Origin of the sequence: Pseudomonas cichorii (assembly GCF_003700275.1) — a bacterium.
Classification (GTDB): domain Bacteria; phylum Pseudomonadota; class Gammaproteobacteria; order Pseudomonadales; family Pseudomonadaceae; genus Aquipseudomonas; species Aquipseudomonas cichorii_B.
Genome location: NZ_RBRE01000084.1, coordinates 102,179 through 124,435 on the forward strand (window position 1 = coordinate 102,179; position 22,257 = coordinate 124,435).

The 22,257-nt window shown below is 60.4% G+C and carries 22 protein-coding genes and 1 pseudogene; 16 read left to right on the forward strand and 7 right to left on the reverse strand.

Annotated features, from left to right (window positions below):
- Window positions 1-21: 21 nt before the first annotated feature.
- Window positions 22-711, forward strand: a complete 690-nt coding sequence (locus ALQ04_RS22075; protein WP_122317851.1) for a response regulator — start codon at window positions 22-24, stop codon at window positions 709-711.
- A gap of 66 nt (window positions 712-777) precedes the next feature.
- Here ALQ04_RS22075 and ALQ04_RS22080 read toward each other — a convergent pair whose 3' ends face one another.
- The gene (locus tag ALQ04_RS22080; RefSeq protein WP_122317852.1) at window positions 778-1,818 is read right to left on the reverse strand and encodes a patatin-like phospholipase family protein; all 1,041 of its coding nucleotides are present in this window, start codon (window positions 1,816-1,818) and stop codon (window positions 778-780) included.
- 155 nt (window positions 1,819-1,973) lie between these two features.
- Here ALQ04_RS22080 and ALQ04_RS22085 point away from each other — a divergent pair, with 155 nt between their 5' ends.
- From ALQ04_RS22085 to ALQ04_RS22110, 6 genes are all read left to right on the forward strand, one after another.
- Window positions 1,974-2,252, forward strand: coding sequence for a hypothetical protein (locus ALQ04_RS22085; RefSeq protein WP_122317853.1), 279 nt, complete (start codon window positions 1,974-1,976; stop codon window positions 2,250-2,252).
- A gap of 219 nt (window positions 2,253-2,471) precedes the next feature.
- The gene (locus tag ALQ04_RS22090; protein WP_122317854.1) at window positions 2,472-3,389 is read left to right on the forward strand and encodes a MoxR family ATPase; all 918 of its coding nucleotides are present in this window, start codon (window positions 2,472-2,474) and stop codon (window positions 3,387-3,389) included.
- Window positions 3,359-4,342 carry a DUF58 domain-containing protein gene (locus ALQ04_RS22095; protein ID WP_122317855.1) on the forward strand — a complete coding sequence of 328 codons (984 nt, stop codon included), beginning with the start codon at window positions 3,359-3,361 and terminating at the stop codon, window positions 4,340-4,342. Before ALQ04_RS22090 ends, ALQ04_RS22095 begins: the two co-directional genes overlap by 31 nt.
- A complete protein-coding gene (locus ALQ04_RS22100; RefSeq protein ID WP_122317856.1) occupies window positions 4,339-6,339 on the forward strand; it encodes a DUF3488 and transglutaminase-like domain-containing protein in 2,001 nt (666 codons plus the stop codon). The genes ALQ04_RS22095 and ALQ04_RS22100 overlap by 4 nt, the downstream gene beginning before the upstream one ends.
- 24 nt (window positions 6,340-6,363) lie before the next feature.
- Window positions 6,364-7,125, forward strand: a complete 762-nt coding sequence (locus ALQ04_RS22105) for a CHAD domain-containing protein (RefSeq protein ID WP_122317857.1) — start codon at window positions 6,364-6,366, stop codon at window positions 7,123-7,125.
- Between the two features lie 127 nt (window positions 7,126-7,252).
- The gene (locus ALQ04_RS22110) at window positions 7,253-8,050 is read left to right on the forward strand and encodes an acyl-CoA thioesterase II (protein WP_122317858.1); all 798 of its coding nucleotides are present in this window, start codon (window positions 7,253-7,255) and stop codon (window positions 8,048-8,050) included.
- Between the two features lie 14 nt (window positions 8,051-8,064).
- On the opposite strand, the gene ALQ04_RS22115 is transcribed toward ALQ04_RS22110, so the two are convergent.
- The 3 genes from ALQ04_RS22115 to ALQ04_RS22125 all read right to left on the reverse strand — a co-directional run bounded on the left by ALQ04_RS22115 (window position 8,065) and on the right by ALQ04_RS22125 (window position 10,921).
- Window positions 8,065-8,427: an Mpo1-like protein gene (locus ALQ04_RS22115; protein WP_122317859.1), complete on the reverse strand. Its 363-nt coding sequence runs from the start codon at window positions 8,425-8,427 to the stop codon at window positions 8,065-8,067.
- A gap of 95 nt (window positions 8,428-8,522) precedes the next feature.
- A complete protein-coding gene (locus tag ALQ04_RS22120) occupies window positions 8,523-9,998 on the reverse strand; it encodes a methyl-accepting chemotaxis protein (RefSeq protein ID WP_122317860.1) in 1,476 nt (491 codons plus the stop codon).
- Between the two features lie 98 nt (window positions 9,999-10,096).
- The gene (locus ALQ04_RS22125; RefSeq protein WP_122317861.1) at window positions 10,097-10,921 is read right to left on the reverse strand and encodes a TatD family hydrolase; all 825 of its coding nucleotides are present in this window, start codon (window positions 10,919-10,921) and stop codon (window positions 10,097-10,099) included.
- A 164-nt stretch (window positions 10,922-11,085) separates the two neighbouring features.
- On the opposite strand from ALQ04_RS22125, the gene ALQ04_RS22130 reads away from it, so the two are divergent.
- The 6 genes and pseudogenes from ALQ04_RS22130 (at window position 11,086) to greB (ending at window position 16,562) form a co-directional block, all read left to right on the forward strand.
- Window positions 11,086-12,513 (forward strand): transglycosylase SLT domain-containing protein, encoded by a 1,428-nt coding sequence (locus ALQ04_RS22130; protein ID WP_122317862.1) that lies wholly within the window; start codon window positions 11,086-11,088, stop codon window positions 12,511-12,513.
- 104 nt (window positions 12,514-12,617) lie between these two features.
- Entirely contained in the window at window positions 12,618-13,052 is a 435-nt protein-coding gene (locus tag ALQ04_RS22135) for a DoxX family protein (RefSeq protein WP_122317863.1), read from the forward strand.
- Window positions 13,053-13,283: 231 nt separating this feature from the next.
- Window positions 13,284-13,592: a class I SAM-dependent methyltransferase gene (locus tag ALQ04_RS22140; protein WP_122317864.1), complete on the forward strand. Its 309-nt coding sequence runs from the start codon at window positions 13,284-13,286 to the stop codon at window positions 13,590-13,592.
- 1,241 nt (window positions 13,593-14,833) lie between these two features.
- Window positions 14,834-15,088, forward strand: a pseudogene (locus ALQ04_RS27745) (HAMP domain-containing protein); the annotation flags it as partial.
- Window positions 15,089-15,247: 159 nt separating this feature from the next.
- Entirely contained in the window at window positions 15,248-15,958 is a 711-nt protein-coding gene (locus ALQ04_RS27750) for a methyl-accepting chemotaxis protein (protein ID WP_409077284.1), read from the forward strand.
- A 100-nt stretch (window positions 15,959-16,058) separates the two neighbouring features.
- A complete protein-coding gene (gene greB / locus ALQ04_RS22150; RefSeq protein WP_122317866.1) occupies window positions 16,059-16,562 on the forward strand; it encodes a transcription elongation factor GreB in 504 nt (167 codons plus the stop codon).
- Between the two features lie 27 nt (window positions 16,563-16,589).
- On the opposite strand, the gene ALQ04_RS22155 is transcribed toward greB, so the two are convergent.
- Both ALQ04_RS22155 and ALQ04_RS22160 read right to left on the reverse strand, forming a co-directional pair.
- Window positions 16,590-19,100, reverse strand: a complete 2,511-nt coding sequence (locus ALQ04_RS22155) for an ABC transporter permease (protein ID WP_122317867.1) — start codon at window positions 19,098-19,100, stop codon at window positions 16,590-16,592.
- On the reverse strand, window positions 19,100-19,783 hold the full coding sequence (locus ALQ04_RS22160; protein WP_122317868.1) for an ABC transporter ATP-binding protein: 684 nt from the start codon (window positions 19,781-19,783) through the stop codon (window positions 19,100-19,102). The genes ALQ04_RS22155 and ALQ04_RS22160 overlap by 1 nt, the downstream gene beginning before the upstream one ends.
- A gap of 10 nt (window positions 19,784-19,793) precedes the next feature.
- Between ALQ04_RS22160 and ALQ04_RS22165 the strand changes: the two genes are divergently transcribed.
- The 3 genes from ALQ04_RS22165 to ALQ04_RS22175 all read left to right on the forward strand — a co-directional run bounded on the left by ALQ04_RS22165 (window position 19,794) and on the right by ALQ04_RS22175 (window position 21,799).
- Window positions 19,794-20,399 carry an arylesterase gene (locus tag ALQ04_RS22165; protein ID WP_122317869.1) on the forward strand — a complete coding sequence of 202 codons (606 nt, stop codon included), beginning with the start codon at window positions 19,794-19,796 and terminating at the stop codon, window positions 20,397-20,399.
- Between the two features lie 56 nt (window positions 20,400-20,455).
- Entirely contained in the window at window positions 20,456-20,737 is a 282-nt protein-coding gene (locus ALQ04_RS22170; RefSeq protein ID WP_122317870.1) for a hypothetical protein, read from the forward strand.
- Window positions 20,738-20,833: 96 nt separating this feature from the next.
- Window positions 20,834-21,799 carry a L,D-transpeptidase family protein gene (locus tag ALQ04_RS22175; RefSeq protein WP_122317871.1) on the forward strand — a complete coding sequence of 322 codons (966 nt, stop codon included), beginning with the start codon at window positions 20,834-20,836 and terminating at the stop codon, window positions 21,797-21,799.
- A gap of 120 nt (window positions 21,800-21,919) precedes the next feature.
- Here the strand turns inward: ALQ04_RS22175 and oprI are convergent, their stop codons facing one another.
- Window positions 21,920-22,171 carry an outer membrane lipoprotei OprI gene (gene oprI / locus ALQ04_RS22180; RefSeq protein WP_002553018.1) on the reverse strand — a complete coding sequence of 84 codons (252 nt, stop codon included), beginning with the start codon at window positions 22,169-22,171 and terminating at the stop codon, window positions 21,920-21,922.
- Window positions 22,172-22,257 lie beyond the last annotated feature (86 nt).

Genomic DNA, 22,257 nt, shown 5'->3' on the forward strand with positions numbered 1-22,257 from the left:
CATTACAGCCCCGGAAATATCATGAGTCAGACCACGACCATTCTGGTAATCGACGACGAACCGCAGATTCGCAAGTTTCTGCGCATCAGTCTGGTCTCCCAGGGTTACAAAGTGCTTGAGGCGGCAACCGGCATTGACGGCCTGAGCCAGGCTGCGCTGAGCAAGCCGGATTTGCTGGTACTCGACCTGGGCTTACCGGATATGGACGGTCAACAGGTCTTGAGCGAGTTCCGCGAGTGGTCGAGCGTGCCGGTGCTGGTGCTTTCGGTTCGCGCCAGCGAAGCGCAGAAAGTCCAGGCTCTGGACGCCGGAGCCAACGATTACGTGACGAAACCGTTCGGTATCCAGGAATTTCTGGCCAGGGTCCGTGCATTGCTGCGCCAGGTGCCGGCCGGCGACAGACCGGAAGCGGCGCTGAACATCGGCCCGCTGACCGTTGATCTTGCTTACCGGCGTGTACTGCTCGACGGCATCGAAGTAGCGCTGACCCGCAAGGAGTATGCAGTGCTGGCGCAACTGGCGCGTTATCCGGGACGAGTCATTACCCAACAGCAATTGCTCAAGGATATCTGGGGACCGACCCACACCGAGGACAGCCACTACCTGCGAATCGTCGTGGGACATCTGCGCCAGAAACTGGCAGACGACCCGACAGCCCCGCGCTTTATCGTGACCGAGCCCGGGGTCGGCTATCGCTTGATCGAAGGCTGACCGCGTAGGAGCGGATTCATCCGCGAAGAGGCCGACAAAGCCAATGAATTGGCTTCTGCGGCGAGGTTAGCGGTGTTCACTTTCATACCTGTCCAGCGTATCCCTGGCTATCTCGCGACCCAGCGCAATCAGTTCCGGGGCCTTGTAGAACTCGAAGAACCGACAGACCTTCTTGGGCACGTTGATCAGGATGTCCGGCGGATAACCGGCAATCTTGTACTGCGCCAGTGAGGTCTGCATCACCTCGAAACTCTGGTTGATCAAATCCAGCAAGGAAGCCGGGCCCACGTTATCGATGATGACCGAGCCGCTGGCCGATTTCGGTGCGCCTGCTGTCTGAGGTGCGGCGGCCGGTTGCTGACTCAAAGGATCGGCGGACCCTTCACCCAGCCATGGGTTGTCGATCAGTGCCGCAGCGGCTTTCATCCTGTGCGGTTCGCCATCGATCGTCTCGATCTTGCGGCGAAACGGCAGGCGTGAGCCCACCGAGCTGATCAGCGAGTCAATGCGCTTTTTCACGGCGGGCGGACGCTCGATCGTCGGTAACTGGTATTGCTGCTGATTGGTGGCATTGAGGTTGATCGCCACGACCAGATCGCAATGACTGGAAACCACCGGCACGATCGGCAGGGGATTGAGCAGTCCGCCATCGACCAGCATCCGGCCGCCCTGCATGACCGGCGTGAACAGGCTGGGGATTGCCGCCGAAGCGCGCATGGCCTGATGCAGGCAACCTTCCTGGAACCAGATTTCCTGCTGATTGGTCAGGTCGGTGGCCACGGCGGTGTAAGGAATGCGCAAATCCTCGATATTGATGTCACCGACAATGTCGCGGATATGGCCGAAAACCTTTTCGCCGCGAATCGCTCCCAGGCGGAAACTCACATCCACCAGACGCAGCACATCCAGATAGTCGAGGCTCTCGATCCACTGGCGATACTGCTCCAGCTTGCCGGCGGCATAGATGCCGCCGACCACGGCGCCCATCGAGCAGCCGGCAATGCAGGCAATTTCATAATCGCGGCGTTCCAGCTCTTCGATCACGCCGATATGCGCATAACCCCGGGCGCCGCCGGAACCCAGCACCAGTGCTATTCGTTTTTTCATCAGCTTGCTCCTGATTCGTATCGATTCGCGGCTGTGTCATGCAGAATGCCCTGCGATAAAAACAGTTACGCTTGGGACTATGCCTTTGTGGCACTTTTAGCGGCAAGCATCGTCAAACTCGCACATCTTATTTCTACTGCTGAGGTAACACCCCCATGAAAGCCTGGATCTGTCTGCCATTGTTCATCGTGGTCCTTGCAGGTTGCGCCGGCAAGACCGGGTATCGGGATAGCTGCGCCACTCAGCTCGACAGTGCCTGGCAGGAACTGGATCTGGCCAAGGCTGAAGGTTTTGCCGGAACGGTCAGCTACTCCAAGGCCTTGTCGCTGCTGACCGGAGCCAAGACCCAACAACAATTCGAGGCGTTTGAAGGTTGCACCCAGAAAGCCGAGAAAGCCCGTTTCTATATCCGTGAGTCCCGCGCCGGGCGCTGAGATTTTCGCGAATGAATGGGCTCCTGCCGCGTTTACAGGAGCCCATTCATTCGCGATAGCGGTTCAAAGCCCCAGATACTCCTGAATGAATCCTTTCTTTCAATCATTTCTCTCCTGCCTACTCTGGCGAAAAGGCCTACGCTAACCCTACAGTGTGGGCGTTTTGCATCGTTTGCAGTCCCGATAGCTTGGTAAGCAGTCGCCTGGAGAGGCTTTTCTATGGGCAGAAAACTCGATGCATGTCTCAGTGCCATAAACGAAGTGGTGCTGGGCAAGGAAGCGCAGGTACGTCTGGCAATGACGTGCCTGCTGGGCGGCGGTCATTTGTTGATCGAAGACTTGCCGGGCATGGGCAAGACCACCCTCAGCCATGCGTTGGCCAAGATTCTCGGTCTGAGCTATCAGCGTATCCAGTTCACTTCCGACCTGTTGCCCGGGGATATTCTCGGCACCTCGGTATTCGATCGCGATAGCGGACAGTTCACCTTTCATCCGGGGCCGATTTTCGCCGAACTGGTGCTGGCCGACGAGATCAACCGGGCAACGCCCAAGAGCCAGAGCGCCTTGCTGGAAGCGATGGAAGAGGGCCAGGTGTCCATCGAAGGCGCGACGCGACTGTTGCCCGATCCGTTTTTCGTGATCGCTACCCAGAATCCGTTCAGCTCGGGCGGCACCTTTGCCTTGCCCGAATCGCAACTGGATCGTTTTCTGATGCGCATTTCCATGGGCTATCCCGCCAAGGCCGCCGAAAAGGCCTTGTTGCTGGGGCAGTCCCGGCGCGAGCTGGTGCCGCGTCTGCAACCGATACTCAATCATGCCGAACTGGGCCTGTTGCAGGCTCAGGCGCGACAGGTGCGGGTCAGCGATGCGCTGGTGGATTATGTCCTGCGACTGGCGGATGCCACGCGCAGTCAGGCACAGTTCGCCTATGGGCTTTCCCCACGCGCCAGCCTGGCGATTCTGGCAGCGGCGCGGGCCTGGGCCTTGTTACTGGGCCGCGATTATGTGATTCCCGAGGATGTGCAGGCGGTGTTGCCGTCAGTGGTCGGCCATCGCCTGCGTGAGCGCAGCGACCCGACCGGGCATGGTGGCGGTGCGCTGGTGCAGTGGCTGCTGCGCGAGGTGCCGGTGCTTTGATCCAACAGCTCAAACCGTTCTGGCAGCGCTGGCTGGGGAGGCGGATTCCTCCGGCGGCGCGCATCCAGCTGGATCACCGGCGCATTTTCATTTTACCTACCCGCACCGGCGTGACTTATGCGCTGGTGGTGTTCCTGATGCTGCTGGTGTCGATCAATTACCAGAACAGCCTGGCATATGGCCTGACCTTTCTACTGCTCTCGGTTGGCGTGCTGGCGATCCTGCATACCTATCGCAATCTTGGCGGTCTGGTGCTCAGTGCAGGGCTGGCACGTTCGGTCTTTGTCGGTGAACCGGTGCAGTTGCGCCTGCGGCTGGAAAGTAGTGGCAATGCCCATCAGGCACTCGGACTGGGCTGGAATGCAGAAACCTTGCAGCCAGGCGACGTGGCTGCCGACGGTCTGACGGAAGTCGAGCTGACTCTTCCCGCCGAAACCCGCGGCTGGCTGCGCGCGCCTCGATTGCGGGTCGAGAGTGTGTTTCCGCTGGGTATTTTCCGGGCCTGGAGCTGGCTTGATCTGGAGCAGAGTGTGTTGATCTATCCCCGTCCGCTGGCCGGGACGATGCCGCTGCTGACGGGCGTGCAACCGCATGCCCAGGACGACGGCCAGGCGACCCGGGGCGCCGGGGTGGATGATTATCAAGGTTTGCGCACTTATCAGCCGGGGGACAATCGTCGGCGTCTGCACTGGAAGGCCTATTCCCGTGGCCAGGGTCTGCTGGTCAAGGATTTCACCGACCTGAGCGGTCATGAACTGTGTCTGGATTTCATGGCATTGGGTGGCGACATCGAGGAGCGGCTGTCACGCCTGTGTTACTGGGTGCTGGAGTTGTCGCAACGCCAGCAGCCGTTTGCCTTGCGTTTGCCGGACTTCCTGTCGGCGGTGGACAGCAGCGATGCCCATCGCGAGGCCTGTCTGCAAGCGCTGGCGCTATACGGCAATCGCTCATGAACGCCGCCAGCCTCGGCCAGCCGGTTCCGCGGGTTGGGCTGACCTGGCTGCTATTGGCCCAGGCCCTGGTGATCCTGCCGTTCCTGACGCATCTGCCGATATCGATCATTGTGCTGTGGCTGGGCTGCATGATATGGCGCCTGCAAGTCATGCGCATGCGGGCGAGAATGCCCGGAAACTGGGTCAAGTCGGGGCTGCTGGTCGGTACGGCCGCAGGCGTGTATCTGGCACGTGGCAGTCTGGTCGGGCTCGATGCCGGAGCGGCGCTGCTGATTGCCGCTTTCGTGCTCAAGATGCTGGAGATGCAGACCCGCCGCGATGCACTGGTGTTGATCTTTCTCGGATTCTTTTGCGTGGTAGTGGGCTATCTGTTCGAGGATAACCTGCTGTGGGCACTGTTCAGCCTGTTGCCCGTCACCGCCTTGCTGGCGGCGTTGATCGGTCTGCAACAGTCGGATCTGGCCAGTAAACCGGTCAACAGCCTGAAACTGGGTTTCAAACTGATTGCGCAGGCTGTGCCCCTGATGCTGCTGCTGTTTTTGTTCTTTCCGCGTCTTGATCCGCTGTGGTCGCTGCCGCAGCCGAGCAACAAGGGCGTTACCGGCCTCTCGGACAGCATGGCACCGGGCGATCTGGCCGAACTGAGCAAGTCGCCCGCGCTGGTGTTTCGCGCCAGTTTCGAGGGACCGGTGCCAGCGCGCAATCAGTTGTACTGGCGCAGCCTGACCCTTGAGCAGTTCGACGGACGGCGCTGGTCGCAGTCGTTGCGTGCCCAGACGGTACAGCTTCCCCAGTGGCAGAAGCGCGGGGATGCGGTGAACTACAGCATCGTCATGGAACCCAGCGGGCGTGCATGGCTGCCGAGCCTGGATATTGCCGAAACGAATCTGGCTGAAGTGCGGCAGATGAGCGACTTCCGCTTGCAACGCCGGCGTCCGGTCGATCAGGCGCTGATGTTTTCAGCGACGTCATGGCCGCTGGCGGTGCGTGACCCACAACTGAACGAGAATATTCAGCGCCAGGATCTGCAACTGCCGGCCAAGGGCAATGAGCAGGCCAGGCAATGGGCCAGGGATCTGCTGCGGCACTATCCCAAACCCGATGCGCTGGTCGAGGCCATGCAGCGGTATTTCCGCGACCAGCCTTTTCATTACACCCTCAAGCCAACGCCGTTGGGCCTCGACAGCATCGATGATTTCCTGTTTGTCAGTCGCCAGGGCTTCTGCGCCCACTATGCCGGGGCCATGACCTTTGTGTTGCGTGCGGCGGGGATTCCGGCGCGGGTGGTGGCGGGCTATCAGGGCGGTGAATTGAATCCCGACGGGCAATACCTGACCGTGCGCCAGTTCGACGCCCATGCCTGGGTCGAATACTGGCAACCGGATATTGGCTGGCGCAGTGTCGATCCAACCGCAGCGGTTGCGCCGCAGCGTATCGAGCAGGGACTGGAGCAGGCCCTGGCCGCCGATGAAGCCTTCCTGCAGAATTCGCCCATGTCGGCGCTGCGCTATCGCGATGTGCCCTGGATCAATTCCCTGCGCCTGAGCTGGGACAACCTCAATTACGGCTGGCAACGCTGGGTGCTGGGTTATCAGGGGCAGCAGCAATTGCAGGTATTGGGACGCTGGTTTTCGGGTTTTCAGGTGCCGGTTTTCGTGGGGGGTGTTCTGGGCGTTCTGGCACTGATAGCCTTGTGGCTGTTCAAGCCCTGGCAGCGGGAAAGTGATTCGCAGCTGCGCCTGTTCAAGGCGTTCGAGCGGTTGCTGGGCCGACATGGGCTGCGCCGCCAGCCGGGCGAGGGCGCCGAGGCCTTTTCCCGGCGCGCAGTGCTGGCTTTCCCGCAACATGCCGATGTCATCGAAGCGTTCGTCGAGGAATTTCAGGCCCAGCGCTATGGCGCGAGCGGGGCGTCGGTGAGTGAGTTGCGCCGCAGCCTCAAGCAACTGCGTCGTCGTTTGCCATGGCGCCTGGCGCCAGCCAGGGGCAACCATTCATAAGTCGTTTCTTTCAGGAGGATGTTCATGTCGTCGATGGTGAATCATCTGATCGCCGAAATCATTGAGCTGGAGGTCAAGCTGCTCGCGTGTCAGGCGCGTGTGGCGGTTTCCACCGACAGTGAAGCCTTGCATGACCTGCGCACCACGGTTCGCCGTCTGCGCAGTGTGCTGCGCCCGCTGCGCAAACTGGCGGGTGTCGAGCCTCTGGAGGCTGCAGCCAAGGCGGTTGGCCAGTTGACGACACCTTTGCGCGACATGCAGGTGCTGGCTGCGTTTCTTGGCAAAAAAGGTTTGAGCAAGGCAGCGGACACGCGCAACGACTACCTGGACAAGGCCTGTCCGAAGGTGGCCCGCTCCGCAGAGTTGCTCAAGCTGTTTGTCATGCTCGATCAGTTCCCGGCCATGCTGCGCATGCAGCAGCGCCAGGGTTTGCTGGGTGACCTGCGCAAGATCATTGAGAAGCGCATGCACAAGCAATGGCAGACGCTGCGCCTCGCCATGGCTGACCCGGGCCATGATCGCCACGATCTGCGCCTGCTTATCAAGCGCGTGCGCTATGCCGCCGAGGCTTATCCGCAGCTCAGCCATCAACCGAAGAAAGTCCAGGCCCGGCTCAAGGCCGCGCAAAGCGAACTGGGCAACTGGCATGATCATTTGCAGTGGCTGGCGCAGGCCGGACAGCAGAGCGATCTGGCACCCTGCATTGCCAGCTGGCAGATCGGTATCGTGCGCGCCGAACGCAAAGCCGAAACGGCCCTTGTACGGCTGGCCAGGGATGGTTTTTGATCAAATGGCCATCAAGGTCATGCAATAGGTCATTCAGGCCGCAAATATGGCCGATACGGCGTATGTCAGCGAGCGGCGAGGTCGTTAAGATCGCCGTCAGTCAGCTATTTCCTACGCCGGAGTGCCCATGAATTTTTCCGACCTGATCAACGCGGTCCGCGACAATCCCCGATCTGTGACCATTCCGGCCCAATGGTCCCAGGGGCGCGCCTGTTTTGGCGGGCTGATGGCGGCCCTGCAATATGAAGCCATGCGTGCCAGGGTGCCGCAAGGCAGGCCGGTTCGTTCGCTGGCGATTACCTTTGTCGGGCCAGCCGAACCGGATATTCCGATTTCCTTCGAGGTGGAGATCCTGCGCGAAGGCAAGGCGGTCAGCCAGGTGCTGGGGCGGGCGATGCAGAACGGTCAGGTGATGACCCTTGTGCAAGGCAGCTTTGGTGCGTCGCGTGAGTCGGTGATTGCGGTTTCTGCGCAGCCGGCTCCCGGGCTCAAGCCGGCCGAGGAGTGCCCGGAACTGCCTTTTGTCAGCGGGATGATGCCCGAGTATCTGCGTTTCATGGATCTGCGCTGGGCGCTGGGTGGCCTGCCATTCAGCAATACGCCATCGCCCGCGATTGGCGGTCATGCGCGTTTTCGCAGTCTGGGAGCGCCGGAGCCGATGACCGAGGCGCACATTCTCGGGCTGGTCGATACCTGGCCGCCAGCACTCTTGCCGCATCTGAGCAGGCCTACTCCTGGCAGCTCCCTGACCTGGACCATCGAATTCGTGCAGCCGCAACCGGCCATGAATACCCATCAATGGTGCAGCTACAAGGCGGTGATCGAGCATGCCCGCGATGGTTACGGCCATACTGCCGCGATGCTCTGGGCACCCGATGGCCAGTTGATTGCGATCAGTCGGCAGACGGTCACGGTATTTGGCTGAAGCGCCATTCTGGACTAGCGGCGGTGCCTTTGCTTCCAGGCGCGCCACCATGCGCCGCTGAGTACAAAGCGCGGAAAGGTCACGAACTGCTCGGTCAGCAGGCGCTTTACTGCATCGTGTCTGTCACTGAACGGCTCCGGTGCCTGAGCTTCCAGTGTGTGCCCGTGGCGCTGGAAGCCCAGCGCTGCGATCAGGCCGATGACGCCGATGGCAATCGAGGAAAAGCTCAGGGAGAACAGGCCGTCGAGCAGCAGCAGAGTCGCCACGATAAACAGCGGCACGGCAATCAGGTGCAGGACGAGGTTGGCCGGATGCTGATGATTGTCGGCATAGCCACGCCATTGCCAGGTGGGGAGATTGGGAAGTCGCTTGCCCATACTGCGGTCCTCTTCAAAACACGTTTCAATGCCTGAAGAATAGGCCTGGCTCCGGTTGTCCGCGAGCCAAGCCTGACTATCGGTGCGATAGCCCCTTACAGCTTGAGTTGGCCGATGGCCTTGCTCAGTTCGCCGGCCAGGGTGGCCAGATCGTCACTGGTGGACGCCGAGTCCACTGTCTGGGTGACGGTGCGCTCGGTCACATCGCGGATGCTGACGACTGCACGGTTCATTTCTTCCGCCACCTGGCTTTGCTGCTGGGCGGCCACGGCGATCTGGGTATTGCTCTCGCGCATCTGGGCCACGGCACCGGCAATCGCCGCCAGCGCTTCACCGGCTTCCTGCGCCTGTTGCACGCATTCGTCGGCCTTGTAGGAGCTGTCCTGCATGAAGTCCACGGCGTCACGGGTGCCAGCCTGCAGGGCGGAAACCATGGTGGTGATTTCGTCGGTGGAAGTCTGCACCCGCTTGGCCAGGTTGCGGACTTCATCGGCAACCACGGCGAAGCCCCGGCCCATTTCACCGGCGCGTGCCGCTTCGATCGCCGCGTTGAGCGCCAGCAGGTTGGTCTGTTCGGCAATGCTGTGGATCACGTTGACCACGCCGTTGATCTTCTGGCTGTCTTCGGCCAGGCGCTGGATCATCTGCGCGGTCTGTTGCACGCCACTGGACAGCCCGGCAATCGAAACCTGAACCCGGTCGACCACTGCCTTGCCGCCACCGGCGAGGCTGTCTGCGGTCTGCGACTGGTCGCGGGTGGTGCTGGCGTGCTGGGCAATGTGGTAAACCGTGGCCGACATTTCGTTGATCGCGGTGGCGACCTGATCGGTCTCGCTTTGCTGGCCAAGCATGCCGTGGCGCACATCCTTCATGCCGGCTGCCAGGTGGGCGGCGCCTTCGTCCAGGCGCGTGGCAGTCTGCGAAACGGTATTGACCACGCGCTGATAGCCCGCCTGCATGGCATTGAAGGCCTTGGCCATCTGTCCGACTTCATCGTCGCTGCCATTGGGCACGCGGGCGGACAGGTCGCCGCTTTTTTCCACGTGCAGCATCACATCCTTGAGGCTGTTGAGTTGCGTGAGGATAAAGCGGATCAGCAGTTGCGAGGCGCAGAGCATGGCGACCATCAGCACGAATACCGCGATGGCGTAATTGGCAAAGCGATCCTTGAGTACTTGTACCGGGGTCGGCGCGGAGGCCAACACGGCGACGCGCTGGCCGTCGGCGCGGCTGACGACCTGAGCGCCAACCAGATATTGCTCGCTGGTCTGCCTGTCCAGAGCGACCCAGTCTTTGGCGTTGGCCAGTTCGGGCAACTGCAGGCCTTTCAGACTCGGTGTCTGGCCCTGGGCGTAGGTCAGGACATTGGCGTCGGCGGGCAAGGGTTGCGCGCCAGGCCAGGCGGCAATCAGCCGAGCCTGAGCCTGGGCCGAATCTCTGGCGGTTTCCTGGCGGGCCTGTTGTTCGAGTTCTATGGCGTACACAACCAGCAGCAGTGTGGTGATGAATGCGACCGCGTTAACGGCCCAGAACTTGTACTTCAGCGAGAGATTGCTAAGCAATGAGCCCATAAGTGGTCTTCTTTTGGTTGATCGTTAGAGATGTGCAGCAAGGTGCCATCACGATGCCTTAGCCAATAAACAAACCATTGATGCTAGTCAAGGAAGCATCACATTTCCTGCGCGGGCGGTCCGAAATCAGGCAGGCCAAAGAACTGGCGGGCGCAAGCCGTGGTATGGCTGGCCAGATCGGCCTGGCTCTCCTTGCGATGCAAAGCCACTTCACGCAGTACTTCGGGCAGATAGGCCGGTTCGTTGCGGCCGTTTTTCGGCTTGGGACGCAGGCTGCGGGGCAACAGATAAGGCGCATCGCTTTCCAGCATCAGTCGGCCACGAGGAATGTTGTGCACCAGCGGATGCAAATGGGTGCCGCGGCGTTCATCGCAGATCCAGCCGGTTATGCCGATATGCAGGTCCAGATCCAGATAGCTGAACAATGCCTGCTGCTCGCCGGTAAAGCAGTGCACTACTGCCGCTGGCATGCGATCACGGTAGTCGCGCAGGATTTCCAGCAGGCGCTGGCTGGCGTCGCGTTCATGCAGGAACACCGGTAATTGCAGCTCAACCGCCATGGCCAGATGGGCTTCAAGAACCTTTTCCTGCCGGGGGCGGGGCGAGAAATCCCGATTGAAGTCCAGCCCGCATTCACCGACGGCGCGCACGCGACTTTCCTTGAGCAGGGCCTGCAACCTTTGCTCGGTGTCCAGCGTCCAATCGCTCGCCGAATGCGGGTGAATACCTGCCGTGCAGAAGAGCTGCAAGGCACTTTCATCCAGTTCATGGCACAGCTCCAGGGCCTGCTCGCTGACCTCGACACTGGTGCCGGTAACTACCAGTTGGGACACGCCAGCGGCATAGGCCCGGTCGAGTACCGCCTGTCGCTGTGAGTCGAAGCTTGCGTTGGTGAGATTGACGCCGATGTCGATGAGTTGCATGGTGCTACCTCCAGCCGAAGGCTGACGAGGATATCAGAGCCTCGGTAAAAACAAGAAAGTACAACGTATTCAACAGGTTGAATGTGAAGGTTCAACGTTTTTAGCTGTAACGCACCCTTGAAAACCCTTTTTCTGTCCTTTCTGGCATTTCCCCGGAGGAGTGAATGACCATCCGAATCCTGCTTTTGCCCCTGATTTGCCTGCTGGCCCTGTCGCCCTTGCCGGCGGCTGCCCGTCAGGCTGGCCCGGAGGCTGCGCAGCCCAAGACCCAGGTGCGGGATCTGGCTGCGATTCGCAGCAGTAAAGTGCTGCGTGTCCTGGTCAATCAGAGTCGCAACAGTTCGGGTGACGTCAAAGGCCAGGAAATCGGCATCGAATATCAGCGTTTGCAGGCGTTCGAGCAATACCTCAATAGTCATTCCGGCAATGGCCAGAAAGTGCAGTTCAAGATCATCCCCAAAGCCAAGAATCAGTTGCTCGCCGCCCTGCAACGCGGCGAGGGCGATCTGGTGGCGCCCGGTGAGTTACTCGATACCGGTAGCGCCAAGGGCATCAATCCCGGCGAACCGATCCTCCATGACGTGCCGCTGGTACTGGTAGGCGTTCGAGGCGGGCGCAGCTTCAAGAATGTCGAGCAGCTTTCCGGGCGCACCCTGAGCCTGCCGGCCGGCAGCATGGCCGACGAAGCGCTGCATCAGGTCAATCAGCAACTGGCCTTGCGCAAGCTGGCGCCGGTGCGGATCGAGTGGGTCGATCCCAGCCTTGCCGTGGAAGACGTGCTGGAAATGGTCCAGGCCGGTATTTATCCGCTGACACTGGTGGAGCAACCGATTGCCGAACGCTGGGCCAGGGTCATGCCCAGATTGCGTCTGGACCGCAGCCTGACGCTGCGCACCCATGACGATATCAGTTGGTTTGTGCGCCAGGACGCAACCGTGCTGCGCGCCAGCATCGATGAATTCCTCAAGACCTATAAACCCTCCGCCAGTCAGGACCTGGCTTTCGCCAAGGCTTACAAGAACACCTATCGGGTCAACAACCCGTTGGTGCGCAGCAATCTTCAGCGGCTGGAAAAGCTGCGCCCGATGCTGCAACGCCATGCCGACGCGCAGGATATGGACTGGCTGGACCTGGCAGCGCTGGCTTTCAAGGAGTCCAAACTGGACCCGACGGCCAAGGGCAGCGGTGGCGCTACCGGGCTGCTGCAAATTACCCCGTCGGCGGCAAAGCGGGTCGGCGTTTCCGATATCCAGACGGCTGACAAGAACGTCCAGGCCGGTGCCCGCTACATGGCGCTGATCCGCAACAAGTACTTCGCCAGCTCCAGGGTCAACGAGCGTGAGCGAATGGCTTTTGTTCTGGCGGCCTACAATCTGGGGCCTGAGCGTGTACAAGGCATGCGCGAAGAAGCGCGCCGTCGCGGGCTCAACCCCCATCAATGGTTTTTCCAGACCGAACGTATCGCCATGGAGCAGGGCAGTGCGGGCGTGGTCAGCTTCGTGAACAGCGTCAACAAGTATTACCTGGCGTTTGACCGGGAAAGAGGGGCGCTGGAAAAAGATGCTTCGGAAAAATATGCCGTTCGTAGATAGATCGTAAAATTCGATTGTTATGCCGCGTTTTTTGCGATTTTCATATTTGTTAATTTGATTATGATGGCGCCACTCCCTCTTAATCAGTAACGGAACGAATCACCATGAACGCAACCATCAAATCGGTACTCAGCACTCGCGCCGGCTATGGCCTGACTGTCCTGCGCATCATCGTCGGCATCATCTTCATTGCCCACGGCAGCCAGAAGCTGTTTGGCGCATTTGGCGGCTACGGTCTGGAAGGGACGGCGCAGTTCATGGAAAGCCAGGGCCTGGCTCCGGGTTACCTGATGGCGTTGTTGTCGGGCAGTGTCGAGTTCTTCGGTGGCCTGGCTGTACTGGTCGGGCTGCTGGCCCGTCCGGCGGCACTGGGTCTGGCAGTGTTGCTGCTGGTGGCGATTTTCTCGGTACATATCGGCAATGGCCTGTTCATGGCCAACAACGGTTATGAGTTCGCTCTGGCCTTGCTGGGCGGCGCCATTGCAATCCTGATCGAAGGTGCGGGCAAGCTTTCGGTGGATCGCGCCATCGGCAACTGAGTACAGGCTCATTCAAGCCCAGGGCTCGCCTCATGAAAGGCGGGCCTTTTTCGTTGATGGCATTTGACAATTAACTGGCGGCTTCTCTACGATGCTGCTCATGCGCCGATTTAACAACTACTTGCGGGGCGCCAGGCAAGCTCAAACCTTGTCGAAATACCGCTAAAACGTTGGTTCGGTGATGCCTCCCACCGCTGCCCAGCGGACCTCCCGAGGCTGAGACAAGACACCATGAACAACCTGCGCCCCCTCGTTCGCCTGTCCCCGATCACTACCGTGCTGTCACGCAAGAATCCGAAAATCCTCCTGGGTGGTTCGCATCAACCCACACTGTTGCGCTATCTGGACGGCTGGCCTCGGCGTCGTGGCGGCTCTTGTGCCTTTCTCATTCAATTTGCCGATACGACCCAATCGCTGGCGCATTACGCCAACGATCAGTTCGACCTGGCGGTGATCCATGCTCCCGATGCCGGCAATGCCGAGCAGGTCATCCATGATCTGACCCGCATCGCCCGACAAGGTCTGATTACCCTGGGCTGAAAGGCCTGCGCACAACTCGCCATTCCCTGCGCCGCCTGGCACTTCATGCTTGCCAGGCAAAAAACTGCCACTGTGCAATCGCCATTATCTTGCGCTCTGGCCGCTGTCGAGTCGTGTACTGCAAAACCGGTACAGGGCTTTATGACCGTGGAACCGGAGCGTGACCCACGACCACTCATCGCTTGTCTCTATCTTGTCTGATCGCATTGCACCGACTTTTCGTACAAAGCCTGACGCACCGACTTTTCGATAAAAATCCAACATAAACGAGAAAGGGATCGTCTCAAAAAAGGCCCTGAACGGCTGTCGCTAATAATTAGTGAAACGAGAACCCGATGAATATTTTGACTCCTGCCGTTTACGTAACAAACCGCGTCCGTTTTCCCATGAAGTTTTTTATCCTGGGAATCATTGTGCTGATTCCTCTGATTTTTCTCGGTACCCGGGTGATGCAGACGCTCAACGCCAGCCTCAATACCCTGAGCCATGAAAAGGTTGGCCAGCAATATCTTCTGGATGTAACCCCGGTGCTGCGCCTGTCGATGATGCAGCGTGCCTTGACCCACAGCCTGCTCAGCGGCAATGAAAGCGCCAGAGCCGACGTTGCCCGCAATGCCGACAAGCTGGAACAGGCCTTCAATACCCTGGCCACTCTGGATGGCAAGGTCGGCAGCGAGCTGGAAACCGCGGACCGTGTGCAGAAACTGCGTGCCGACACCCGTGAATTGATCGAGCGGGCCAGGAATGGCGCAGATCCATTGACGACCTTCAGCGCCTGGAACGACCAGTTGACCAATGTGCTGGGCTTTATCTATTACGTTTCGGCCACTTCCGGAATGGTTCTGGACGAAGACTATGGATCGCTGTTTCTGATCGATCTGAGTACCTTGCGCCTGCCCCGGCAGATCAACGTGATCGGCCAGATTCGCGGCCTGGCCAGCGGTTTCAGTGCTGACCGTCCACTGGACGAGGCAACTCGCAACTTTGCTCTGACCTTGATGAAGCAGGAAGTCCAGATCCGTCAGGAGCTGCAACAGAGCCTGCGCCTGCTGCGCCGTGAAGAGCCGCAACTCGCGGATGTGGTGGAGCAACCGGTCACGGCCGCTTTTGCCGATCTGGAAAATCTGCGCCGCGACCTGGCGGACTACCTGGACCCTGCAAAACGCCAGAACGTGAATGCCAATAGCCTCGGTGAACGCGGTAATGCCGTAGTGGCGCAGTTCTACAAGGCTCAGGAGCAAATGCAGGCCTCGTTGCAGGACAAACTCATCACGCGCTTTGAGGATCGCAGCAATGAGCGGCTGTTCTTCGCCGGTTTGCTGGGCTTCATAAGCCTGTTGCTGCTGTACGCTTTTGCAGGCATTTACAGTGCCCTGCGTAGCGCCGTGGAGGAGTTGCTGAGCGTGACTGCACGCATCGCCAAGGGCGACCTTAGCGCGCGGGTGCAGATCAGCAGTCGCGATGAAATTGGCGATGTCGGTGCCGGCCTGAACAGCATGGTCGAGGCTTTCTCGCATTCGCTGAGCCAGGTCGAGCGCAGTTCGCATTCGGTTTCCGACTCCGCACAGCGTCTGGGACGTTCGATCAGCCAGGCCAAGGTGTCGGTGAATACCCAGCAGGCCGAGACGGCGCAAGTCGCCACTGCGATCAACGAAATGACCGCCAGTGTTGCCGACGTGGCACAGAACACCGAAGGCGCCGCCCGTGCTGCCGAAGCGGCCAGCAGTGCTTCGGCGCAAGGCATGAAAGTCATGGGTGAAACCCGCTCGACCATCGAAGCGCTGGTCAATGAAGTGCAACTCAGTGCGCAGAAAGTCGAAGCCCTGGCTTCGCACAGCCAGGAAATCGGCGGTGTGATCGAGGTGATTCGCACCATTGCCGACCAGACCAACCTGCTGGCCCTGAACGCGGCCATTGAAGCGGCGCGGGCTGGCGAGCAGGGCCGTGGCTTCGCAGTGGTGGCCGATGAAGTGCGTACCCTGGCGTCTCGCACGCAAAAATCTACCGAGGAAATTCGCCGCATCATTCAGCACCTGCAGGATGCTACCGGCGAAGCCGTGCACCAGATGAAAGCCGGCCAGGATCGCGCTCATGCCTGTCTTGAAGCGTCCGAGCAGGCTTCCGGCACCTTGCAGCAGATCAACGACGCGGTAGGCGGCATCGTGGAAATGAATACCCAGATCGCCAGCGCTGCGGTGCAGCAGCACTCGGTGTCGGAAGACATCAACCGCAACGTGATGGGTATCCGCAATAGCAGCCTGGTGGTCATGGAAGGCGTTGAAGACAACGCCGTGACCGCCGACGAGCTGTCATCCCTGGCCAGTGAGTTGCGTACCGTGGTTGGCCGCTTTCAATTGTCGCGATAATCGCCCCTTATAGCTGCATTGTCCCAAGCCCCCCTCGTTTGTCGTTTGAGCGAGGGTAAGGCTATGATCCGGCTATAGATATTCGCGAGCGAGAATCTCCTTGAGCACCAACATCATCACAACGGAAGGTCACGACGCTCTGAAGAAAGAGCTGGATTACCTGTGGCGGGAAAAACGCCCCGATACCACCCGCAAGGTCACCTGGGCCGCTTCGCTTGGGGATCGCAGTGAAAATGCCGACTATCAGTACAATAAGAAGCTGCTCCGCGAGATCGATCGCAGGGTCCGCTATCTGCGCAAGCGGCTTGAGGATGTGCGGGTCGTCGCCTATTCGCCCGAGCAGGAGGGCAAGGTGTTTTTCGGTGCCTGGGTCGAGATCGAGAACGAAGCGGGCGAGATCAAGAAATTCCGGGTCGTGGGCTATGACGAAATCTACGGCCGCAACGATTACATCTCAATCGATTCGCCAATGGCTCGTGCGTTGTTGAAAAAGCAGGTGGGCGATGAGGCGCTGGTGCAGACACCGGGCGGCGAGGTGTTGTGGTGGATCAATGAGATTACTTATGAGCCTTCGCGGATGAATCCGCTCCCACAGAGTCTGTAAGAGCGAATTCTTTCGCGAAAAACCCTGTCAGCCCTCCCGCAGGACGGTCAGCGGGCTGGCATTCAGGGCGCGTCGGGTGCCGAACACGCCGGCGCCGCCCACCAGTACTGCGCCGATCAGTGGCAGCAGCAACAGCCATGGATGCGGTTGCCAGACCAGATCGAAGGCGTAGCGATACAGGACCAGACTGACCAGCTCACAGCCCAGTGCCGCCAGCAGGCCGCTGGCGGCGCCGAGCAGGCCGAACTCGATACGCCGGGACTTGATCAACAGCTTGCGTTCGGCACCCAGAGCCCGCAATAGCGCACCCTGGCGAATGCGTTCATCCAGTGTCGCCTGTAATCCCGAGAACAGCACGGCAATACCGGCCGCCAGCACGAACAGCAACACGAACTGCACCGCCAGGGTTACCTGGTCGAGGATGCTGCGCACCTGTGACAACAGCGCTTCCACGCCCAGAATGCTGATCGACGGGAAGGTGCGGGACAGCTCGACGATCTGCTTGTCCTGACCGGGTGGCAGATAGAAGCTGGTCAGGTAAGTGGTCGGCAGATCGGTGAGGGTGCCGGGCTGGAAGATCATGAAGAAGTTGGGCTGGAAGGTATCCCAGTTCACGTCGCGCAGGCTGGTGACCACCACTTCACGGGTCAGACCGCCGACAATGAAGCTCAGGCGGTCGCCCAGCTTGATCCCCAGACTGTCTGCCAGTTTGCTTTCCACCGAGACGCCGGGTTCGGCTTTACCGTCGGAAGTCGCGGGCGTCCACCATTGACCGGCGGTCAGCCTGTTGCCTTCGGGCATTTCAGCAGCCCAGGTCAGACTCAGGTCGCGGCGGGTCGCATTTTCGCCGCGTGAGTCCTTGGTTACGAAGTTGCCGACCGGCTCGTTGTTGATGCTGATCAGGCGCCCCGGCACTACCGGATAGAGCGGTGCCGAGTGGGTCGACAGCTTGCTCAGGGTCTGGGCGAAGTTTTCCTTCTCTGCCGGCAGGACGTTGAGCACGAAATAGTTCGGTGCGTCCTTGGGCAACTGGTTCTGCCAGGTATCGAGCAGTTCGCCGCGCAACAGGGCTATCAGCCCCATGGACAGCAGGATCAGGCCGAAGGCCAGTGACTGACCGGCAGCGGCCAATGGATAGCGCAACAACTGGCCGAGGCCCAGGCGCCAGGGCAGCGAAGCTCCGGAAAGCAGGCTGCGCAGGCTCTTGAGGCCCAGCAGCAACAGGCTGCCCAGCACCAGCGCGGCGACGATGCCACCGCCGAGCAGGGCGAAGGTCAGCACCAGATCCAGGCTCAGGCGCCACATGATCAAGCCCAGGGCCAGCAGGGCGGCGCCATACACCAGCCAGGAACTGGCCGGAATCGGCAGCATGTCCCGCCGCAGTACGCGCAGTGGCGGCACGCGGCCCAGCGCGGCGAGTGGTGGCAAGGCGAAACCGGCCAGTGCGACCAGACCGGTGCCGATCCCGGCAAGGGCCGGCAGCAAGCCGCCAGAAGGCACGGTGGTCGGCAAGAGGTTTTGCAGCAGGGCAAACAGCCCCAGTTGCGCCAGCCAGCCAAGCAGGGCGCCACTGAGGCTGGCCAGCAAGCCAATGATCGCCAGTTGCAGGCTGAACAGAGTCATGGCTTCGCTGCGTGACAGGCCCAGGCAGCGCAACAGTGCACTGGCGTCGAAACGCCGGGCGGCGAAACGCGAGGCTGACAGGGCAACGGCGACACCGGCCAGCAGCACCGCCACCAGACTTGCCATGTTCAGGTAACGCTCGGCCTTGCCCAGCGCGCCGCCGATCTGCTGGCTGCCGTCGCGGGCGTCCTTGATTTCCTGATGCGGTTCCAGGCCAGGCTCGATGGCCTTGCGGTAGGCGGCCAGCACTTCGGGAGGCCCGCTCCACATTTCCCGGTATTCGACCCGGCTGCCCGGCTGCACCACGCCGGTGGCGGCAAGGTCTTGCAGGTTGATCATCACTCGCGGTGTCAGGCTGTAGAAGTTTCCGGCGCGATCAGGCTCGTAAGTCAGGATGCGGGTCAGCTTCAAGGTCTTGGAGCCGACATCGATATTGTCGCCGACCTTGAGGTCCACGGCCGGCAGCAAGCGTGCCTCGGCCCAGGCCTCTCCCGGTTCGGGGCCGTTGCCGACCTGCTCGGGCTGGTAAAGGTCGGGCGCGCTTTTCAGTTCTCCGCGCAGCGGGTAGGCATCGTCCACCGCCTTGATGCTCGATAGCTGGATGGCGCTATCGGTGGCGATCACGCTGGAGAACAGCACGATGCGGGCATGGTCGAGCTTGAGCTTTTCGCCAGCTTCTACCTGTTCGGGACGGGCAGGGCTGGAGCCTTCGAGGATCAGGTCGGCACCGAGAAACTCGGTGGCGCGCAGCATCATCGCGCCATTGAGGCGAGCACCGAAATAACCGATGGCGGTGCTGGCGGCTACCGCAACCAGCAATGCAAAGAACAGCACCCGCAATTCGCCTGCGCGGGCATCGCGCAGCAGTTGACGGGTGGCAAGGCTGAGCAGGCGAATAAAGGGCAGGCGTGCCATCAAGGCTCCAGAGGGGCGACCAGGCGCCCACCTTCAAGACGGATCAGGCGTCGGCAGCGATGGGCCAGGCGCTCGTCGTGGGTGACCAGCACCAGTGTCGTATTGCGCTCCTTGTTCAACTCGAACAACAGGTCGCTGATACGCTCGCCGGTGTGGCTGTCCAGATTGCCGGTCGGCTCATCTGCGAACAGTACGTCCGGATCGGCGGCGAAGGCGCGGGCAATCGCGACCCGTTGCTGTTCGCCACCGGACAGTTGGCGCGGCGTGTGGGTCAGGCGTTTACCCAGACCGACGCGCTCCAGCAGGCTGCGCGCCTTTTCGCGGGCGTCCTTGCGGCCTTCCAGTTCCATGGGCAGCATGACGTTTTCCAGGGCATTGAGGCTGTCGAGCAACTGGAACGACTGGAACACGAAACCGACGTGTTCGGCGCGCACTCGGGCGCGCTGGTCTTCATCGAGCTGGCTGAGATTGCGGCCCGACAGGGTCACGGCACCGGCACTGGGCAGGTCGAGCCCGGCCAGCAGACCCAGCAGGGTGGATTTACCGGAACCCGAAGAGCCGACGATGGCCAGCGTATCTCCCTTGTTTAGTTCCAGAGAGAGTTCGTGCAGGATAGTCAGGTCACCTTCGGTGCTGGGGACCACTTTACTGAGGCTTTGGGCACTGAGAATACTTTCACTCATGGAGAATCCGATGCGTGCGTGGTTTTTAAGTGCTGGCCTGGGGTTATTGCTGCTGTCACAAGGGGCAGTGGCGGGCACGGTATTGGTCGTTGGGGATAGTATCAGCGCGGCTTTCGGCATGGATACCCGTGTCGGGTGGGTCAGCCTGCTCGAACAGCGCATGCGCAGCGAGGGATACACCGATAAAGTCATCAATGCCTCGATCAGTGGCGATACCAGTGCCGGAGGCCAGGCGCGGCTGCCTGCGCTGCTTGCAGAGCATAAGCCGGAGCTGGTTATTCTGGAGCTGGGTGGTAATGACGGGTTGCGCGGGCAGCAGCCAGCACAATTGCAACAAAATCTTGCGTCAATGATAGATCGCTCTCGCGAAGCGGGCGCCAAGGTGCTTTTATTAGGCATGCGGATTCCGCCCAACTACGGGCCGCGCTACACCAAGGCCTTCGAGGAAGTCTACGGCAAGCTTGCCGAAGAGAAAAAAGTGCCTCTGGTGCCCTTTTTCCTTGAAGGTGTGGGCGGGATTCCCGAGTTGATGCAGGCCGATGGCCTGCACCCGGCAGCGAGTGCTCAGGGCAAGTTGCTGGAAAATGTCTGGCCGAGCCTGAAACCGCTGCTTTGAGGCTTTTCTAGGCGGGGGCTTTCGGCTAATGTGGCGCCCCCTATCTGGAGCCCCCCATGCCGCGTCCCGCCTGGTCCCTATATGCCTATCAATTGATCGAGCCCGATGAGCAGCTTGACCTGTTCGCGTGCCAGGAAGCCAGGGTGCATCTGATTGCTCGGCAACTGGAGCTGGGCGGCTCCATCGATCGTACGCTGTGTGGCACCTTGCTCCCGGCGCAGCCACGCTGGTCGGGGGTCGAGCAGCAGGCCTTGCAGGATGAGCGTCTGTGTCCGCTGTGCAAGGCGATTCTCGACGCCCAGCGCAGAGGCATGCAGCCAATCTGGCCTGAACTGTAGCTGTCTCCGTTCAGAGCCTGTCTCCCGGTTCTGTAAACGGCGGTGTACACTTCATCTATTTCCCCCATTCGCCGTTTAGCCCAAGGATTTTCCCGGATGTTGTCGCGCATTCCAGCCGTTACCCGCTGTCTGTCGCTTGCTGCTCTTTGTGTGGCGAGCTCTGTCAATGCCCTGGAGCTTCCGTTGCCTGCGCCCGGAGAGGACATCATCGGGCAGGTCCAGGTCATCAAGGCCAAGTACGAAGATACCTTTGCCGATCTGGGCACCAGGTACGACCTGGGTTATCTGGAAATGATCGCCGCCAACCCTGGCGTCGACCCATGGTTGCCGGGTGCGGGCACCGATATCGTGCTGCCGACCCGTTTCATCCTGCCGCCGGGTCCGCGCGAAGGTATCGTCATCAATCTGGCCGAATACCGCATGTACTACTACCCCAAGGGCCAGAACGTAGTGCACACCTATCCGCTGGGAGTAGGCCGCGAAGGCTGGGGTTCGCCGATTGGCGTGACCAAGGTGATCGCCAAGACCCCGAATCCGACCTGGACGCCACCCGCGTCGATCCGCGCCGAGCACGCGGCTGATGGCGACATACTGCCCAGCGTCGTTCCGGCCGGTCCCGATAACCCGCTGGGGCCGTTCAAGTTCGGCCTGGGCATGTCCGGCTACCTGATCCATGGCTCGAACAAGAAATTCGGCATCGGCATGCGCACCAGCCATGGCTGCTTCCGCATGTACAACAACAACGTCCTGGAACTGGCCGACATGGCGCCGGTGGGCACGACAGTGCGCATCATCAGCGAGCCCTACAAGTTCGGTATCAGTGGCGGCAAGGTTTATCTGGAAGCCCATACGCCACTGGATGATCAGGGCAACCCGTCGGTGGTCGACAAGCACACTGCGGTCATCAATGCCTTGCTCAAGCGCGATGACCTGGCCAACAACCTGCGCATGAACTGGGATCTGGTACGTGATGTAGTGGCGGCCGAAGATGGCCTGCCGGTAGAAATCGCGGTTCCGGGGGCGGCAACTGCTGCTGCCGAAGCGCCGGTGATCTTTCAGTAATCCATTCGGGCTCGGGCCAGCCTCAACGGGTTGGCCATGGCCCGAAGGACTGACCGCAAGGCAATAAAAAAGGCCGACCCGGATGACCGGGTCGGCCTTTTCAACAATCCCGAGGGATTATTACTTGCGGCTAGCTTTGTCCAACATGCGCAGAGCGCGCTCGTTGGCTTCGTCAGCAGTTTGCTGAGCTTTTTGAGCAGCAGCCAGAGCTTCGTCAGCCTTGCGGTAGGCTTCGTCGGCACGTGCTTGCGAACGAGCTGCTGCGTCTTCGGTAGCTGTCAGACGAGCTTCGGTTTCTTTGGAGACGCTGCTGCAACCGGTGGCCAGAACTGCGGCCAGAGCCAGAGCAGAGAATTTCAGAACGTTGTTCATCGTGTTCCCCTTCAAGGACTTTTCTTCAAATTAGTCATCTCTCGAAAGTGAGAAAATGACCGGCGTACATAGTACCCATTGTTTGT

Excerpts from the sequence above, each read along its gene's own strand:
- ALQ04_RS22075 (WP_122317851.1), top strand. The coding sequence starts at position 22 with ATGAGTCAGACCACGACCATTCTGGTAATCGACGACGAACCGCAGATT.
- ALQ04_RS22080 (WP_122317852.1), bottom strand. The coding sequence starts at position 1,818 with ATGAAAAAACGAATAGCACTGGTGCTGGGTTCCGGCGGCGCCCGGGGT.
- ALQ04_RS22085 (WP_122317853.1), top strand. The coding sequence starts at position 1,974 with ATGAAAGCCTGGATCTGTCTGCCATTGTTCATCGTGGTCCTTGCAGGT.
- ALQ04_RS22090 (WP_122317854.1), top strand. The coding sequence starts at position 2,472 with ATGGGCAGAAAACTCGATGCATGTCTCAGTGCCATAAACGAAGTGGTG.
- ALQ04_RS22100 (WP_122317856.1), top strand. The coding sequence starts at position 4,339 with ATGAACGCCGCCAGCCTCGGCCAGCCGGTTCCGCGGGTTGGGCTGACC.
- ALQ04_RS22105 (WP_122317857.1), top strand. The coding sequence starts at position 6,364 with ATGTCGTCGATGGTGAATCATCTGATCGCCGAAATCATTGAGCTGGAG.
- ALQ04_RS22110 (WP_122317858.1), top strand. The coding sequence starts at position 7,253 with ATGAATTTTTCCGACCTGATCAACGCGGTCCGCGACAATCCCCGATCT.
- ALQ04_RS22115 (WP_122317859.1), bottom strand. The coding sequence starts at position 8,427 with ATGGGCAAGCGACTTCCCAATCTCCCCACCTGGCAATGGCGTGGCTAT.
- ALQ04_RS22120 (WP_122317860.1), bottom strand. The coding sequence starts at position 9,998 with ATGGGCTCATTGCTTAGCAATCTCTCGCTGAAGTACAAGTTCTGGGCC.
- ALQ04_RS22125 (WP_122317861.1), bottom strand. The coding sequence starts at position 10,921 with ATGCAACTCATCGACATCGGCGTCAATCTCACCAACGCAAGCTTCGAC.
- ALQ04_RS22130 (WP_122317862.1), top strand. The coding sequence starts at position 11,086 with ATGACCATCCGAATCCTGCTTTTGCCCCTGATTTGCCTGCTGGCCCTG.
- ALQ04_RS22135 (WP_122317863.1), top strand. The coding sequence starts at position 12,618 with ATGAACGCAACCATCAAATCGGTACTCAGCACTCGCGCCGGCTATGGC.
- ALQ04_RS22140 (WP_122317864.1), top strand. The coding sequence starts at position 13,284 with ATGAACAACCTGCGCCCCCTCGTTCGCCTGTCCCCGATCACTACCGTG.
- ALQ04_RS27750 (WP_409077284.1), top strand. The coding sequence starts at position 15,248 with ATGACCGCCAGTGTTGCCGACGTGGCACAGAACACCGAAGGCGCCGCC.
- ALQ04_RS22155 (WP_122317867.1), bottom strand. The coding sequence starts at position 19,100 with ATGGCACGCCTGCCCTTTATTCGCCTGCTCAGCCTTGCCACCCGTCAA.
- ALQ04_RS22160 (WP_122317868.1), bottom strand. The coding sequence starts at position 19,783 with ATGAGTGAAAGTATTCTCAGTGCCCAAAGCCTCAGTAAAGTGGTCCCC.
- ALQ04_RS22165 (WP_122317869.1), top strand. The coding sequence starts at position 19,794 with ATGCGTGCGTGGTTTTTAAGTGCTGGCCTGGGGTTATTGCTGCTGTCA.
- ALQ04_RS22170 (WP_122317870.1), top strand. The coding sequence starts at position 20,456 with ATGCCGCGTCCCGCCTGGTCCCTATATGCCTATCAATTGATCGAGCCC.
- ALQ04_RS22175 (WP_122317871.1), top strand. The coding sequence starts at position 20,834 with ATGTTGTCGCGCATTCCAGCCGTTACCCGCTGTCTGTCGCTTGCTGCT.
- oprI (WP_002553018.1), bottom strand. The coding sequence starts at position 22,171 with ATGAACAACGTTCTGAAATTCTCTGCTCTGGCTCTGGCCGCAGTTCTG.